Below are 16,745 nucleotides of genomic sequence, written 5' to 3'. Positions count from 1 at the left end.
ATTTTAAAAGGTGCCCGGTGACTTTTTAGTCGCGCAGAGCATCAGTCCGGCCGTAACCCGGATACCTTTTAAAATCTCTCGCTTAAGGATTTTATCCCACGCACTCTTCGAAAATTGCAGTCTTCCCAATTCATGGGACGAAAGCAATTTATCTGTAATACCGAATTACCTTACCACATTACCGCTCGCTGTATTAATCGCGATTGGTTTTCCGAAGATCTCGAAGACGTTTGGTCAATTATGACAATGCACCTAACTTTCATTAGCTTTGCATTTAACATTCGAGTTCATGCGTTCGTGCTGATGAGTAATCACTATCATTTAATTGTGCACGCTCCAGAAGGAAATCTCAGCGAAGCAATGCGGTTTTTTATGAGTGAAAGCGGTCGAGATTTAAGAAGGTTGAGCAAAAGAATTAATTGCACCTACGGTACTCGTTTTCACCGTAGTCTTCTATCTTCTCCGCAATATTATTTACACGCCTACAAGTATCTTTATCACAATCCAATTGCTGCCGGAATTTGCGAGCGAGTGGAGGATTATCCCTACAGTGCTTTGCCGGGACTAATGGGTAACGCTCGAATGGATGTTCCTATTTACGATGATTTTAATTGGTCGACCTTTCACTCGCGAGTTTTAACACTTGATTGGTTGAATCGAAAACCCAACGAACTTCAGTGGGAAATTGTCCGGCGTTCTCTTCGCAAATCTACTTTCAAACTTCCAAAACAAAATAAAAAGCCTAACTCGTTAGAGTTTCATCGACTGTAGTTGCCCGAAAAATCACCGGGCACCTTTTTTGGTCGGGGTGGACTTTGGGTTTGGCTGGACCTTTGTCTTGAAAAATGCTGGGTGATGGTCTGTTTTTCAATACCATGGTCTAGGTTTTTCACGACGATGGTCTAGATCTGCTGGACGCGACTAAAGCCTTTTAAGACCTCGCCGAAAGGTATGTCAGAAGCAACGACGCAAACCAAAGTCGAAGCCGCTGAGAACTGAGTTGGAGTGACTACTGATTCAGATTCGCTTGCAGGGGGCCAGACGAAGGTGGAGTCACCAACGTGTTAAACAGGCAAGCCTAAGTAGGTATAAGGCTGCCGCAATAATGGAGGTCCCAAATGGGAATGAGAATTTCTACGAACGTATCTGCGATCAATGCACAAAGAACAATGGTAGGTTCACAACGTGCAATTGGTAAATCAATGGAGCAATTGTCTTCAGGTTCGCGCATCAATAAAGCAGCGGACGACGCAGCAGGTTTGGCAATCAGTGAAAACTTGAAATCACAAATCAGATCATTAGGTCAAGCAGGACGCAATGCCAATGACGGTATCTCGATGGTACAAACAGCTGAGGGTGGCTTGAGTGAAATCTCTAACATCTTGACTCGTATGAGAGAGTTGGGTGTACAAGCATCTTCTGACACTATCGGTGATACAGAGCGCGGTTTCCTCGATAAAGAGGTTCAACAATTGAAAGCTGAAGCTCAACGTATCACTCAAACAACTAAATTCGGTACGACTAAACTGCTTGATGGTTCCGGCGACAAGTTCGACTTCCAAGTTGGTATCAACAACGATGACGACGCTGACCGTATCTCTTTCAACGCAGGTGAAACAAATGCAACTATCGGTGAACTAGGTATCGACGGTTTCGACTTCACTGGAAAAGCTGGAGCGCAATCTGCACTAGAGCAAATCGATAAAGCACAATCGCAAGTGAATGGTTACCGCGCAAATCTCGGTGCCCTTCAAAACCGCTTGCAATCAACAGTTGATAACTTGGGTGTTCAACACGAGAACATCTCTGCAGCGAACTCTCGTATCCGTGATACAGACATCGCAGCAGCAACTGCTGAATCAACTCGTAACCAAGTATTGTTGCAATCTAATACTGCGGTTTTGGGTCAAGCGAACCAAATTCCAAACATGGCTCTTCGCCTAATTGGTTAATTGAATAATAAATAAGAGTTCGATCTGAGAGGGAGCCTCCGTTCCCTCTCGGTACCAACCTACCCAGGAGGGTTTTTCTTCCTGGGGTACTTACCCGGTGGGTCGGTTGCTTGGTTGGATTGTTAAACTCTGCTGCTCGGACAGTCCTCGCTTATCTTGTACTTGTGTGGCCTTGGGGATCTGAGGCTTTTTGTTTTTCCCGGTTCTTGCCGTGGTTTTTGGAAGCTGCGGAACTCGCGACAGAGTTCAACAATCCAACCAAGCAACCTCCGCGTAAGTTCTCAGGACTCAAACTTGCGTTTTTCCTCTGGCTCAGCCGCGCTTCGCGCGTCGCTGTCGCATCTGGCACTCGACTTTCGTCGCCGTGCTTAAGCTTTTAGCAAAATATGCCGATAAATTATCGTATGAATATTAAGGGTTTTATTCCTAATATTTTGCCCAATAACGAAGTTCGATCGATTGATCGTACGGGGCAGGCTATTAAGTCGGATATGACTCATGATCGCGATGCGAACGGGCAGGATTTTACGGGTGGGCAGCAGCAACAGCGTGAGCCTATGACTGAGGAGCAGCTCGAAAAATCCATGGAGCATCTTCGTAATTTACCCTCCTTTAAAGAGCACAAATGGACAGTGGAACTTGAGGATCTCGGTGACGGAAGGTTTGTTCTTGTGAAGGATAATTTGGGAAATTTGATTCGTCGAATTCCAGAGTTGGATTTGTGGACTTTGCCCTCTGATAACTCGCCTCGTGGGCAGCTTTTGAAGCGCTCGGCTTAAAATAAAATAAATCATCAGCATTTGCTTCCCAGTACTCCGTCTAGGAAAATACCCATTCGTCAGAATTTCTGCTGCGTAAATTCGTTCTCACTCTCAAAACCCGCGCCCCTGGCCCTTTCTACAGACATTTAATTGACTCACGGTGCTTGTGTTATTTTGAGACGATTATCTCATGGCAGGCATTCGATTTACAGGCATGGCATCAGGGTTACCACCCAACATCGTCGATCAGTTGATGGACGCTGAACGTATTCCTGTAAAACAAATGGAAACCCAGCGCACTAAGCAAGAGGACAAGCTCAAGCTCGTGCAAGATTTAGAAACGAAAGTAAACGATATCACAAAGAACCTCTCTGAGCTTACGGGCAATGGTGGTTTCATTGATAAAAAGTTTATTAGCGGTGACCCAAATGTTGTCGAAGGAACTGTCGATCCTGCGTCAGCAATTCCTGGGGATTACTCTGTGGAAGTTTTGCAGTTGGCACAGAAGCCGGGCGCGTTGTCGAATGGTTTTCCCGATAAAGACAACACGCAAATTGGTGTGGGTTACATCAAGTTCGAAACGAATGAGGGAACGAAAGAAGTTTACATCAGCGGATCGAACTCAACTCTCGAGGGAGTTGCGAAGCAAATCAATATGGCTAACTTGGGTTTAAAAGCTCAGGTTATTGAAGATCGTAAAGATAAAGAGAATCCGTTTAAGTTGCTCGTTTCCGGTATGGCTACCGGAGACAATCAACAAGTGACGTTCCCGAAGATCTATATGCTCGACGGGGACCAAGATATGTACTTCGATCAATCGCGTCCTTCACAGAATGCGAAGATCAAAGTCGACGGTTTTGAAATTGAGATTCCAGATAATAAAACATCGGATTTGATTCCAGGTGTGACGTTGGATTTTAAATCCGCGGCTCCTGGCAGAGAAATTCGCATGAAGGTGCAGGAAAACTTAGAAGTCATTTCGGGCAAAGTGAAAAGCTTTGTCGATGCTTACAATGCCGCTTTGGATTTTATCCAGAAGCAACACAAGCTGCAGGCGGGTAACGGTAAGAATCCACAGTTGGGCCCTTTGGGCGGTGACGGAATGATTCGTTCGGTAGAGACAGCGCTTCGTCGCGTGATTTTGAATCCGCAACTGGGCGTGGAATCTCCGATCACTCGTGTCGGAGAGCTGGGCATTCAGTTCAACCGTAACGGTACTTTGGATTTCAGTCAGGACAAGTTCAACAAAACGTTGAATTCAAATCCTGCAGGTGTAGCCGCGTTCTTCCGCGGAGACGGTTTTAAAACTGGCTTTGTGGCGACCTTGAAAAGAGAGATCGGCAACCTGACGAATGGTGCTTTCGGTGTGCTTTCAAATAGAAAGCGCGGTCTGGAAGATCGTATCAAGCAAGTGAATGGACGTATCGAAACCAAAGAACGTCAGCTTGAGCGGAAAGAAGAAAGTTTACGAAAAAAGTTTGCGGATTTAGAAGGAAAAATGTCGGAGATGCAAGCCCAACAAGCGAAGTTTGCGGCGATGGCTCCTAAAGGTTAATTGAAGTTTTAAAAGATGCAGGTAGGTGAGGGACTATGAATAAGAATGCGTACCAGAAGTACAAAAACACATCGGTTCAAAGTGCGAGTCGCGAAAAGATTCTGTTGATGCTTTATGAGGGGGCCATCAAGTTTACTAAGTTGGCAATTAAAGCAGCAGAAGAAAAGAAGATCGCAGATCGTGGTATGAACATTGGCCGCGCCTTCGACATTATCATGGAACTTAACAACACTTTGGATCACAAAGTCGGTGGTGAAGTGGCCAACCAGCTTGAACAACTTTATATGTTCATGATGGAGCAATACACAAAGGCTAACATCACAGGCAGTCCAGAGCCATTGCAAGCAAATTTAAAACTCTTGAACACACTCTATGACGGTTGGGTTCAGGCAGTTGAAAAACTTAAAAAAGAACAAGAAACATCAGACAAAAAAGTGGGCTAAAGATCATCATCGGAGGGGAAACCATGACAAGAATTATCGCTTTGCTCAACGAAAAGAATCACTACCTTGAAAAGTTCTACTCTTTAAATGAAACGGAATTGGCAAATTTCGCTCAGGCGCAATTTGATAATTTGGATTCATTTTATCAAACACGCGAAAGAATTTTGGACGTCATTAAATACGTCGACGCCCAAATTGAAAGAATTAATGACGATACGCAAGCTTTGACTGCGATCACGGATGTCGAACGCAATCAAGTAAGAGAAGCTTTGGCAATCAAAGATCAGTACGTTGCTAAAATTATCGAACAAGATATCCAAGTTTTGGCATGTATTGAAATGGCAAAGAACTCCATCATTCGTGAGTTGCAAGATCTTCGTAAAAGCCGCAAAGCAATCGGCGGTTATAAAACAAAGACCTTCAATCAACGTTTGGATGAAGAAGTCTAGGCGAATTCCTCCCGTCCAGGAAAAATTTTCCCGACAAAATGCTGACAGGCCTGTGGGTTTGTTGAGCCAAAGAGCTGGCTGAAACCAGCTCAAATCCAATTAAATAAAAATTCGAGCTTGGCACCTCTGTTGCTTTATCAAAACAACGGAGGAGACGAAGCCCATGTTGGAAAATCAGATCGTTCAAAAGTCCAGTGAAAATCTCGGTCCTAGTTTTGAGTCGGAGGTAACAACCGACACAGCAGGAAAAATCTATCTTGATGCGCAGGAAGCCATCCGAGATTTCGAAGCCGATACTCAACAAGTTGTAAAGAAGCAAAAAGGTGTCAGCCCAAAAGTGGCTTCATTCCTTGCGAACGCTCGTGTCTTGATGAAGCATCATGACTACAACTTGGCTCTTAATCTCTTACGTACAGCTTCAAATAGTGATTCGAAAAATCCAACTACACTCAAGATGTTGGCAGAGTGTCTTGAGCGCGTCGGTCGCGATTCTGAATCTCTCATTGTTCGTAAGGCTCTCGCGACGTATGACTATGGTTTTCAAAGTCTTTACGGATATGCGACATCGCTCTACAAAACAGGCCAAGATCAAGAAGCTCTCGATAAATATTACGAAGCTTTGTCCGTTCTTTCCGAAGAAGATGAATTGCTTTTCGAAACTTATAAGAACATGGGCAATATCTTTGTTAAACAAGGCGACTTTGATGCCGCTGAGGAATACTACAACAAAGCTTACACTGTAAATTCTCAATCCGACGTATTACTGGTGAACTTTGGCACACTCGAAGTGCAGAGAAATGATTTTGATAAATCATTGTACTGCTTCCGTAAAGCCGTTGAGATCAATTCAAATAATGACAAAGCATGGGTCGGCCTGGCGATGGTTCACAATCACTTCGGTGATGGTGAATTGGCTTGGGCGAATCTTGAAAGTGCTTTGGACATCAATCCTAAAAACAGAACGGCGATTCATTTGGCGGCAAATTGGGCCGTTCGTGATGGACGTTTGCAACGCGCGATCGACAGCATCCAAGCTTATCTGGCCGAAGTTGAACAAGACGAAGAAATCTCGTTGGTTTTGATCAATCTCTACTGCATGGCCAGCCAAATCGACAACGCACTGTTAGAGATGGAACGAGTTCTTTTATGGAACCCTGACAATGCTGACGTTCGCAATCTTAAGAAAAAACTTTCTTCCACTCATATGTAGGACAACCCATGAACATGATTACTTTTTCTGAAAACCACGAATCAAATCTTATCGCTTTTGAAGCAGGCCAAGCTTTGGCTTCTTTGCAAGATCCTCAAGCTCAAGCTTTGCGCTGGGTGTACTCTCTTGGAGTATTGCCAAGCAAGCACATCGTCGTAGTGGGTTTGGGTTCTGGTTTTCATGTGGCGGCAATGGCTGATATCGATCCAGAAGTTCGCATCACGGTGATTGAATCACGTGAATCGTTGATTCAAGTTTTTAGATCACAATTCGCAGACGTTGCAGACCGCGTTGACATTGTTGTTGCGCAAAGTGCTCAAGAGTTGCAACAGACAGACGCATTTGAAGATGTATTAAAAAACCGCTCCTATGTTGTTTCATTCCGAGAGTGCTGGGGCGGACAAGAAACTCTATTCACAGAATTTTTTGCTCATTTAACAGGTCGTTCGGTTGAATCGGTTCGCTATCATTTGGCGGAAATTGGCATCAACATGAAAGCCCTCTATTTGGATCCTCGCGTTTTGCATTCAATGACAGACGTTTTGCCAATCGTTGAAGCTTCGCAAGTTGATGAATCTAAGAAGCAGATTTTTCGCGCTTTAGGAGAGCTAGTTAAATAATGAAAATCCTCATCGTTTCGCTTTTACGTCTGGGTGATATCATTCAACAAGTGCCGGTGTTGCGGGGATTGCGTCAGCAATTTCCCGAAGCTCAAATAGATCTTTTGTTGAACCGTCAGTTTTCTCAGGCCGAAGAGCTTCTCAAAGATTTGGTTCACGAATTTATTTATTTTGATCGTGAGGCTTTGCAAAAAGGTCTTGGCGAAGCATCGTACAATTTTATGTGGTCATACACTCAGCTCGAAGGCCTTATCGGAAAGCTGTCGGATTCTCGGTATGATCAAGTTTATAATTTCACGCACACGCGCTTGAGTGCTTATCTTGTTGGCGCGATTAAAGCTGAAAACAAACAAGGTCTTTATCAAAGTGAAGGACGCTTCCGCGGGCTTGAAGATCCGTGGCTTAAATATTTCAATGATCGTTTTTCTGGGCGCAATATCTCTCTTTTTCATTATGCGGAGCTTTTGGGTCACGCATTTCGCATTCCGGTTGCCAGAGAGCCGCAGCGTGAACAAGGCAAAAAATCAAAACGCATTCTGTTTCAGTGCTTAACCAGCGATGAAAAGAAGAACTGGGGTCTGCAAAACTTCAAAGCTCTGAAGCAAACAATAGAGATGAGCCTCGTTGATTACCGAGTGCAAATCTTGGGGGCAAGCTTCGAACGAGAAAAGCTTCTGTCAGTATTTGATGAAAAAGATGTTTTGATCTGCGATCTTTCAGAAGTAAAAACGATTTTGCAAGGAGCTGACCTCTTAGTCACGGGCGATACAAGTATTAAGCACTTGGCCGCTCAGCAAGGCGTTCCGATAGTGGAAATCAGTTTGGGTGGAAGTGATCCGGCAAAAACAGGCGCGTTTGTTGAGAGTGCCGAGGTTCTTACTGCAAAAATTCCGTGTGCACCGTGTGTTCATTCACAGGCGTGCACTCAGAACTCTCATCGTTGTGCCGAAGCCATCGATATCGACCAGGTGTTTGCCGCTGTGTGGAGACTCTTAAGCGGGGAGACAATCCGCGACGTTAATTTTGAAAGAGAACTCGATCGTTCAGTATGGCAAGCTTACCTCGATAAGCATTTGCAAAATGATTTGATCCAGTTGCAGCCAGCAGCTGAAACTTTGCAAGCTCAGCAAGCGATCAATCAAGACTTGCGCGGAATGCTTCGTAGAATCGAAAAAGCATTGCCTAAAAAAGAGAACTTTGAAAAGCAGAAGCAGATTTCATCGTTGGAAGTTTCCGAGCTTATTCTTTGTGCGCAAGACATTTTGCGTTCAGGTAAAGACAAAGCGGGATACTTCCAAGCCTATGTGGAGTCTTTAACGCAAAAATACAGTTTGCCTATTCAAGTCTATAACCGTGTTAGTCAAGCTCTTGAAGAAGTGCGAGAGTTGCTGCAATTGCGCGAGCGTTTTGTAAACGATCTTATCGCGCCTGTCTCCAAGGAAGGGGATTACTATGCAAAAGGAATTGGACAATTACCTATCAGTGGCTTTGAAGAGGCTAGAGCAAGCCTACAACGAGATTATCAAGACGCAGACGTATAGCGAAGAAGCTCAAAACATTCAGCTTCTAACAGAACTCGTGAAAGAGCAGGTTCAAAATGAAAATTCTCGTTCTCCAGCTCGCTAGGCTGGGAGATATTTATATGACTTGGCCCGTGTTACGCGGGCTTCGTCGTCAGTATCCACAAGCTGAAATTCATATTCTCACGCGACCTCGTTTTGAGGCGGCGTTAGAGGGTCTGGAGGCTGTGGATCGTCAATGGTCTTTGCCTTCACAGCATGTGTTGGAACCCCTAATTCAAGAAGAGGCTGACGTAGTTGCGGCATCAACTCGCATGGGCGAGTTTGTTCAAGCATTGCGAAGTGAAAATTTTGATTGGGTGATCAATTTTTCTTTCTCACCGTTTTCAAGTCATCTCACTCACGCTATCGCGGAGGCGCAGACGCGCACCACGGGTTACACTCGTTTTGTCGATGGAACATTCTCTGCTGGCGATGATCTCAGTCACTATTTCTATGCACAAGTGGGTCTTGATAAAGCCAACCGTGTTCATGTGACGGATCTTTTTGCGGCAATGGTCGATGTGCAGTACGCTGAGTCCGACTGGCGAGGGCCGGTTTATACAGAGGCGTCTGACAACGAGTTGCATTTGCCAGAGTCTTTCATCGCTGTTCATGTGGGAGCAAGTGATGCGAAAAAAGCATTGCCAGCGAGCACGTGGGCGCGCGCTCTGAAATATTATTCGAAAAAGAATCCGCAAACTCATTTTGTGCTCATCGGCTCTGCAAATGAATCTTCGATCGCTGAAGAAATCTGCTCACAACTTCCGATCACGCAGGTTCGCAATCTTGTTGGTAAGACGTCTTTGCGTGACATCTTTACGATCATGAATGCGACGGATTTATTTGTTGGATGCGACAGCGGTCCTTTGCATATGGCATCTCTGACAGATACACCCACCTTGAATGTCAGCGTAGGTGATGTGAATTTTTGGGAGACGGGCCCGAAAGCAAGTTTAGCGTTCGTTTATCGTGTGAATCGCATCGATCAAATTGCAGCAGATCGTTTGGGCGAAATTCTTTCACAATTGATGGCGGGGCAAGTTCCCTCTGAATTGATAACACGTGCCCCAGGGGTCACAAGCTATCAGCGTAAAGAAACGGCAGCGGATCGTTTCCAATGGGATCTGATTCAGGCCATTTACATGGGCGAATCTTATCCGATGGCAGAACGTATGGAAACCTTGCAAGGAGCTATGAAGCTTCAGGAAATCAATAACTTCGCGCAGGAGCAACTCCTCATGATTCCCGAAAAAGGAATTGAGAGAGTAGCTCCGTTTTTAAATAGAGCCGAAGAAGTGATTCAAAGTATTAGCCGGTTTGTTCCCGAGTTGTGTCCATTAGTTAATTGGTACCATGCGGAAAAAGTCCGTATCGGGCCAGGATCATCCGAGGATGTTTTAGCCGCAACTTTGCAAGTCCATGAGCGTTTTGCTCAGCATCTAAGAGTCTATATTCCTCAAGAAGAAACAATTGAAGAAGAGGTTGGCGATGGAACGCTTTAAAGTGTCTGGAGAAGAACTCCGTGGTTTTTACAATGCAGGTACGGCTCTTGAACAAGTGTTCATGGATATCGAAGTTGATTTAGCAGCGACCAACCAAGTGGTGTGTCGTTATATCATCAACGGTCTGGAAATTCAGGAGCAGGATGAAGCTAGATTTTCCGAAGTGACGCTCGACCAAGTCGAAACTTTGGAGTACCTCACTGAAAATAGCCGTGATTTGACGGGTATTGTTTTACGTGGCTGGATCGAGGCTCTGCCGGAGCTTATTCAAAAAACCGAAAACCTTTCCAAGAGAATGCGGACCTTTGGCTTAAGCGGTCTTTTGAAGCCGATCCATGATTTGGTTCAAAACTGCGAATTTTTGATCGACAGTGTGGTCACTTTGAAGGCCATGATGGGTGATCAATTCTTGAGCGGAACTCCGGGAGATTGGTCGCAGACCGAAGCAGCCAGCAAGAAGACCGTTTTGGAGGCGTTGCATGCTCTTGAAAACAAGGATTTTGTTCTATTGGCGGATGTTCTCGAGTATGATTTAGCCAATGTGCTGCAGATGTGGATGCAACATTTAGTAGCTTTGGAGAGATCGCTTAATGGGGAACCCGCAGGACCTACTATCCATACCGAACAAAATCGATCCGATTCTGTGGGTCGGAAACGTATTGCCAATTAGGCTGCCCCATTTTTTTCCGTTTCAAAAACAAGAAGTCGAGATTTTATTTCGGGCCTCATTCGCTGAGGCTCGAACTCTTTTAACTCAGCAGAAATTTTCCACGATCTTAGTCCAGGACGGTGGCGACGGTGAAGGCTTAGAGTTTCTGGTCGAAGCTCGTCACTTACAACCTATGGCTCCACGTTTTTTTATGGCTGAAGATCTTACTGAAGGCGAAGTTCGTGAGGGCATTAACCGCGCCCAGGTTTTTCGTTTCCTTCGAGGCAATATCGGCGAGCGTGAAATTTGGTCGAACCTGGAAATGGCGTTGCAGCGCCACTCCATGCTGCTATCTCGGTCATTACTTTTAAAAGAATCATCTCATCAAAATAAACAACTGGAAGCCTTGACTCACTCCCTTGAGGGCATGGTTGATGAAAGAACCCAGTACATTGAACTTTCGCATCACGAAGAGGCAGAAAAGCTGAATCGTGAGAGACAACTCATTCGTTTGATCAAGGATTTGGCAACGCAGACTTCTTTTGAGGACATCCTGGTGATGTTGCGAAAAGAACTGCGCAAGTTTCATAAAATCGGAGATCCGATTTTAGCATTTCGTCTTGAAGGCGGTCGGACTTTTTTCTGGAGCTTCCAATCCGGAACGTTGACACAAACTGAATCCAATCACGCTTTTGAGTTTCCAAAAACTCCCCAAGTTCCTAGCGCGCAGTTGATTCGCGATTTTGCCAATCACTTTGGAAGACCCTTTATCAAAGCGTATGTTGTTCCCCTTGAGTTGCGCCTGACTGGACATCTTTTGGAGTCCACTGGCGAAGCCATTCTTTGTATTGAAAACTCTTTGACGGACAAAGAGATGGGATCTTTTGTTGAGTTCATGCAAGATCGCATGCGACCGCTCAGCATGGTTTTAGATCGTGTTTTATTGGAAAGTCAGCTGTCGTCATATTCTTATCGCTGGGAAAAAACTTTCGATGGAATGCGCGATCCTATTGCGATCGTCGATATTGATTATCAAGTTGTTCGTGCCAATAGGAAATTCAGTGATAAATTCGTTCATCACAAGTGTTATCAAAGTTTTGCCAATCGTGATGCTATTTGCGAAGGCTGTCCTGTTGCAAAAGTTCTTCAGGAAGGGAAGCCGCAATCGGGTCAAATTCATGTGGACGGACGCGTGTTCCAGGTCCACAGCTATCCGGTGATCATGGACCAAGAAGGAAGTCGCGTAACCAATGTGGTCAATCAATACGTCGACATCACCCAATCGCGCGAGCTTTACCTGCGCATGCTTCAGAATGAAAAAATGGGCGCAATCGGCATGCTTGCTGGCAATATCGCCCATGAATTGAATAATCCATTGACGGGACTTAAATCGCTCACGCAGGTTTTGCTACGAGAGGTGCCGGGTGGATCCACTTTGCATTCTGATCTCCAAGAAATCGAAAAAGCGGCGACCCGCTCGCAAAAAATTATCAAAAATCTTTTAGATTTCTCCAAAGGTGAAGACCAACCATCGGAGTATGTTTCGATGGATGAAGTGGTGGAAAAAACATTGCCGATGTTAAAATCAGCGATGCGCATGCACCGCTTGGAAGTTGATTTGCAAACTCTTGGTGTTGAAGTGTTCGTCGAGCCTCATTTGTTGCAACAAGTGGTTTTCAACCTTGTGAACAACGCCTGCCAAGCAATGAAAGACGCTGGTCGCCTTTCTGTGCGCAGTCGCTGTGAAAACAAACAAGTCATTTTAGAGATCGAGGACACGGGACCGGGAATTCCAGACGAAATTAAACAGCATATTTTTAAACCTTTCTTTACCACAAAAAAAGAAGGACATGGCACAGGCTTAGGATTAAGCATGTCGCTGTCGGTGATTGAAAAATTCGGAGGTAAAATCGAGTTCCACGATGTGCAACCTCATGGAACTTGTTTCCGAATTCTTTTGCCGCAAAAACGAGGTTCAGTGTGAAAGTTTTGATCGTAGACGATGAGGCCCTGGTTCGGCGCTCATTGAGTCGTGCCTTTTTATCGCAAGGTTATGAAGTTGCGGAAGCAGCTGATGGAACCAAGGGACTTGAAATGTGGCGCAGCTTGGCGCCTGATTTGGTGTTTTTGGATGTTTTAATGCCGGGACTCTCCGGGCCAGAAGTCATTCGTGAAATGGGCTCTGATCGGGTCGGAAAAGTGATACTGATGTCGGCATTTGCCGGGGAACATAATATCGAGACGGCACAGCAAATCGGGGCGGATCTCTTTATTCCAAAGCCATTTGATGATATTTTCGATGTTTTAAAAATGGCTGAGGAACTTTTAGCATGAGAATTATTGCCGGCAAATATCGCGGTCATCAGCTTGTGGCATTTAAGGCGGATCATATTCGTCCAACCACGGATCGCGTTAAGGAAACTCTCTTCAATCAAATTCAATTCGATATCGCCGGTGCGCGTGTTTTGGATCTTTTTTGCGGAACAGGAAATTTGGGACTCGAAGCTCTTTCGCGCGATGCTGTGTTTTGCACTTTCGTCGAAAAAAATCCCAAATCTTTGACTATCACTCGTCAGAATATTGAAAAACTTAAAGTTCCTGCCAGTGAGTATAAAATCATCAACATGGATGTGATCGCATTTCTGAAATCGTATAAAGGGGAACCCTTTGATATTATTTTAGCGGACCCTCCATTTACACAAAAAATGGCTCACTCTGTCGTGGAAGCGGCAAGCCAAAGTGAGGCCTTCGGACCCAATACGCTCATGGCTATTGAATCTGAGCAAAAAGAGCGCCTGGATGATGAGTATGGTGATCTTTTTAGATATAAGACCAAGGAATTTGGTGATAAGTATTTGAGTATGTTCCGTCACAAAAGTTCTGTTGCAGCATCTGAGGAAGACAATGGCTAATATCGCAGTTTATCCGGGCAGTTTCGATCCTATCACAATGGGACATGTGGATTTAATCAATCGCATGGCTCGTTTGTACGACGAAGTGATTGTTCTGGTGGCTCAGTCTTCACAGAAAAATTCTTTATTCACAGCTGAAGAACGAAAAGAACTCATTTTGAAAACCATGGGACATTTGAACAATGTTCGCGTGGATATCTTTGACGGCCTAACAGTTGAGTACATGAAGAAAGCAAACGCGCGAGTGATCGTTCGTGGGTTGCGCGCTGTTGTCGATTTCGAATACGAAATGACGATGGCGAACATCAATAAAAAACTCGCACCAAACATTGAAACAATGTTGGTTTTCGCAAGTCCTGAGTATTACTACATCTCTTCACGTGGCGTGAAGGAGCTTGCGATTAACGGCGGATCTTTGAAAGACCTTGTTCCTGATGTGGTGATCGAGGCTATGGCAAAGAAACTTAAAAAGTAGGGAGGGAAAGTGTTACAACTTTCTAAACGCGCCCAAAATTTGAAAACTTCTCCGACACTATTCTTGGTTGCGAAAGCAAAAGAATTGGCAGCTCAGGGACACGATGTGATTTCTCTGACGGTGGGAGAGCCGGATTGGCCGACATTTAAAATCCCATCAGAAGCAGGTATTGAAGCGATTCAAAAAGGAATCACAAAATACACAGCTGCAAACGGTACAATCGAATTGCGTAAAGCTATCGCAGGTAAAATCAAATCTGAACTGGGAATTGATTATTCGGCTAAAGAAATCACGGTGGCTTCGGGAGCGAAGTTCATTGTGTTCACAGCCTTGCAAATGATTTGTTCTCCTGGTGACGAAGTGATCTTAGGCGCTCCGTATTGGGTGAGTTATCCGACAATGGTCGAACTTGCTGATGGCGTACCTCGCGTGATTGAGTGCAATGAACAAGATCATTTCAAAATTACTCCTGCTAAACTTGAGGCAGCGATCACTGCGAAAACTCGCGGTTTTCTTTTCTGCTCGCCAAGTAATCCAACGGGTTTGCAGTATTCCGCTGAAGAGTTAAAAGCACTTGCCGCAGTTTTACGTAAGCATCCACAGATCGTGATTATTTCGGATGATATGTACAACCGTCTTGTTTTTGATGGCAGTCGAGTGGCTCCGCACATCTTGCAAGTGGCTCCTGATTTGCGCGACCGTACGGTAGCAGTGAATGGTGGTTCCAAAGCCTATTCAATGACGGGATGGCGTATTGGTTGGGCCGCTGGTCCGGAGAAGCTCATCACGGCGATGGGTGATTATCAAAGCCAAGCAACAGGGTCACCTTCGAGTATTTCTCAACACGCGGCTTTGGCGGCGATTCAAAATTGTGAGCCAGATATTGCGCAAGTGACAAAGATCCTAACGGGTCGTCGTGAATCTGGTCTAAAAGCATTGCAATCTATTCCTGGATTTAAAACAGCTCCTCCAGACGGTGCATTCTATTTCTGGGTTGATATTCATGCACACTTTGGGAAGTCATTTGATGGCAAAGTGATCCGCACCTCCAAAGACTTCTGCGACATTTTGTTGGATAAGTTCTATGTGGCGACGGTGCCTGGTATTGAATGCGGAACAGAAGGTTTTATGCGTTTAAGTTTCGCTGTTTCAGATGAAACCTTTATTCGTGCAACGGAGCGAATGAAGGAATTAGTAGCCGCTCTAAAATAATTTGAGACATAAAAAAACCGACGCGTGTTCTGCGCGTCGGTTCTTAATTTTTAATATTTAAAATTTCTAGAATAGATTCTTAAAGAATGTCACGATCTTCATCCAGAAGCTCATCGGTTCTGCTTTTGTGATCGAGCTTGGGGTACGTGAATCAGCAGGGCATTTGTATTGCGCCTTGATCGTGTAACCTTCCGGAACTGCTGGGTTGAACACGAGGTTCATACCACTAACAGAGTGTGAAGTACCCGTGAGTGTCGGAGAGTAAGTCACAGTGACAGCGCCTACCGGAGTACACTCAAGCGGAACAGATCCTAGAGAGTTTGTGATCTTATCAAAGAACAATTTCACATTGGCAGAGTAGTCAGCATCACAGATGGATCCGATTCCGCCGCCCGTCATATTTGAAAGTTCAGCGTAACGGAAGCCATAGTGAGATTTCGCTGTACCGGCGTCTTGAGCCGCTTTACAAGCTGTATCGCCTGGTTTCACGATGATTGAATTCACCGTGAAGCGTTGGTTAGCACCGAACGTTGACTTCACGTAGTTCACGAATACTGAAGGTTGGTCTTCGCTTTCAAGAGGCTTTAGTTCGCCTGAGTAAACTTGTTGAGAAGCGTCGCCACCGATACTGCGTTCGTCTTCATCTGAAATAATGATATAAGCAATTGCAGCGTCTGGACGATAACAACCTGAAACGCCAGAATAGTGGTAGTCACCGTTGTAAACGTGATTGTAAGCGGCTTTGATCGCACGCTCATCATCAGAGTTTTTCCAACCCGCATTAATATAGTTAATTGTGTGTTGGAAAACTGCAGAAAGATTTGGAGTTCCTTTTTTCAGGATAATGCCCATTGCTGAGCTTGGAGTGGAGCTACTTTGCCAGTAGATTGAAGCACCCCATGCCGAAGTTGTCGTCGTGATCGGAAGGGCACGAGTGACAGTTGCACACATTTGCCAGTCGATGCTGGAGTTTTGTAAAAGGGTCACAAAACCTGACAAGCGAGCTGCTAGCTTTTGGTTATCTGGAAGCATGGAGTTGGAGTCATCGACAACGAGTACGATATCGACCTTTTGTGACTTCGGTTCAACCGTATTTGTGTAAACCACATCACGTGTTGGCGTCGCTGATGGCGATGGACTTGGAGACGGCGACGGGCTTGGTGATGGAGACGGTGAAGGTGAAGGAGACGGACTTGGAGATGGAGACGGTGATGGAGACGGACTTGGCGTTGGATCAACAGGTCCTTCTGGTGTCACGCTTGGATCGTTTGATTCCGAGCTGAATTGAACAGGCATACAGGAAGCAACTGTTAAAAGTGCAAACATCCCCACGGCGATTCTTGCCGCCCATTTGTCTGATCGAATGTACATACTGTCTTATCCCCTTTGGTGCAGAATAACATAATCATCGTGTTTACCCCAAGCGCAGCTCAGTCTAGGTCT

General features: G+C 45.1%; 17 protein-coding genes. 16 read left to right on the top strand and 1 reads right to left on the bottom strand.

From position 1 onward, the window contains the following. Positions 1-132 precede the first annotated feature (132 nt). The 16 genes from ACLWOR_RS04420 (at position 133) to ACLWOR_RS04345 (ending at position 15,302) form a co-directional block, all read left to right on the top strand. A complete protein-coding gene (locus tag ACLWOR_RS04420; protein ID WP_413939462.1) occupies positions 133-771 on the top strand; it encodes a transposase in 639 nt (212 codons plus the stop codon). Between the two features lie 347 nt (positions 772-1,118). Further along, entirely contained in the window at positions 1,119-1,952 is an 834-nt protein-coding gene (locus ACLWOR_RS04415) for a flagellin (RefSeq protein WP_413939461.1), read from the top strand. 404 nt (positions 1,953-2,356) lie between these two features. Continuing rightward, the gene (locus tag ACLWOR_RS04410) at positions 2,357-2,731 is read left to right on the top strand and encodes a hypothetical protein (protein ID WP_413939460.1); all 375 of its coding nucleotides are present in this window, start codon (positions 2,357-2,359) and stop codon (positions 2,729-2,731) included. A gap of 196 nt (positions 2,732-2,927) precedes the next feature. Beyond that, positions 2,928-4,268 carry a flagellar filament capping protein FliD gene (gene fliD, locus ACLWOR_RS04405; RefSeq protein WP_413939459.1) on the top strand — a complete coding sequence of 447 codons (1,341 nt, stop codon included), beginning with the start codon at positions 2,928-2,930 and terminating at the stop codon, positions 4,266-4,268. Positions 4,269-4,303: 35 nt separating this feature from the next. Further along, on the top strand, positions 4,304-4,711 hold the full coding sequence (gene fliS / locus ACLWOR_RS04400) for a flagellar export chaperone FliS (RefSeq protein WP_413939458.1): 408 nt from the start codon (positions 4,304-4,306) through the stop codon (positions 4,709-4,711). Between the two features lie 23 nt (positions 4,712-4,734). Then, positions 4,735-5,160 (top strand): hypothetical protein, encoded by a 426-nt coding sequence (locus ACLWOR_RS04395; protein ID WP_413939457.1) that lies wholly within the window; start codon positions 4,735-4,737, stop codon positions 5,158-5,160. Between the two features lie 163 nt (positions 5,161-5,323). Continuing rightward, positions 5,324-6,370 (top strand): tetratricopeptide repeat protein, encoded by a 1,047-nt coding sequence (locus ACLWOR_RS04390; protein WP_413939456.1) that lies wholly within the window; start codon positions 5,324-5,326, stop codon positions 6,368-6,370. A gap of 8 nt (positions 6,371-6,378) precedes the next feature. Beyond that, positions 6,379-6,990, top strand: a complete 612-nt coding sequence (locus ACLWOR_RS04385) for a hypothetical protein (protein ID WP_413939455.1) — start codon at positions 6,379-6,381, stop codon at positions 6,988-6,990. Then, positions 6,990-8,531: a glycosyltransferase family 9 protein gene (locus ACLWOR_RS04380; RefSeq protein ID WP_413939454.1), complete on the top strand. Its 1,542-nt coding sequence runs from the start codon at positions 6,990-6,992 to the stop codon at positions 8,529-8,531. The genes ACLWOR_RS04385 and ACLWOR_RS04380 overlap by 1 nt, the downstream gene beginning before the upstream one ends. A 101-nt stretch (positions 8,532-8,632) precedes the next feature. Beyond that, complete coding sequence (locus tag ACLWOR_RS04375) at positions 8,633-10,054, top strand: glycosyltransferase family 9 protein (protein WP_413939453.1); 1,422 nt, start codon at positions 8,633-8,635, stop codon at positions 10,052-10,054. Then, a complete protein-coding gene (locus tag ACLWOR_RS04370; protein ID WP_413939452.1) occupies positions 10,041-10,724 on the top strand; it encodes a hypothetical protein in 684 nt (227 codons plus the stop codon). Before ACLWOR_RS04375 ends, ACLWOR_RS04370 begins: the two co-directional genes overlap by 14 nt. A gap of 172 nt (positions 10,725-10,896) precedes the next feature. After that, complete coding sequence (locus ACLWOR_RS04365) at positions 10,897-12,687, top strand: ATP-binding protein (RefSeq protein WP_413939451.1); 1,791 nt, start codon at positions 10,897-10,899, stop codon at positions 12,685-12,687. Next, on the top strand, positions 12,684-13,037 hold the full coding sequence (locus tag ACLWOR_RS04360) for a response regulator (RefSeq protein WP_413939450.1): 354 nt from the start codon (positions 12,684-12,686) through the stop codon (positions 13,035-13,037). The genes ACLWOR_RS04365 and ACLWOR_RS04360 overlap by 4 nt, the downstream gene beginning before the upstream one ends. Next, positions 13,034-13,615, top strand: a complete 582-nt coding sequence (rsmD, locus tag ACLWOR_RS04355; RefSeq protein WP_413939449.1) for a 16S rRNA (guanine(966)-N(2))-methyltransferase RsmD — start codon at positions 13,034-13,036, stop codon at positions 13,613-13,615. Before ACLWOR_RS04360 ends, rsmD begins: the two co-directional genes overlap by 4 nt. Then, entirely contained in the window at positions 13,608-14,090 is a 483-nt protein-coding gene (coaD, locus tag ACLWOR_RS04350) for a pantetheine-phosphate adenylyltransferase (RefSeq protein ID WP_413939448.1), read from the top strand. Before rsmD ends, coaD begins: the two co-directional genes overlap by 8 nt. A 9-nt stretch (positions 14,091-14,099) precedes the next feature. Then, positions 14,100-15,302, top strand: a complete 1,203-nt coding sequence (locus tag ACLWOR_RS04345) for a pyridoxal phosphate-dependent aminotransferase (RefSeq protein ID WP_413939447.1) — start codon at positions 14,100-14,102, stop codon at positions 15,300-15,302. 66 nt (positions 15,303-15,368) lie between these two features. On the opposite strand, the gene ACLWOR_RS04340 is transcribed toward ACLWOR_RS04345, so the two are convergent. Further along, the gene (locus ACLWOR_RS04340) at positions 15,369-16,673 is read right to left on the bottom strand and encodes a hypothetical protein (RefSeq protein ID WP_413939446.1); all 1,305 of its coding nucleotides are present in this window, start codon (positions 16,671-16,673) and stop codon (positions 15,369-15,371) included. Positions 16,674-16,745 lie beyond the last annotated feature (72 nt).

Source organism: Bdellovibrio sp. HCB2-146 (assembly GCF_047345725.1).
Taxonomy (GTDB): Bacteria; Bdellovibrionota; Bdellovibrionia; order Bdellovibrionales; family Bdellovibrionaceae; genus Bdellovibrio.
This window is presented reverse-complemented; position numbering and strand designations above follow the sequence as displayed.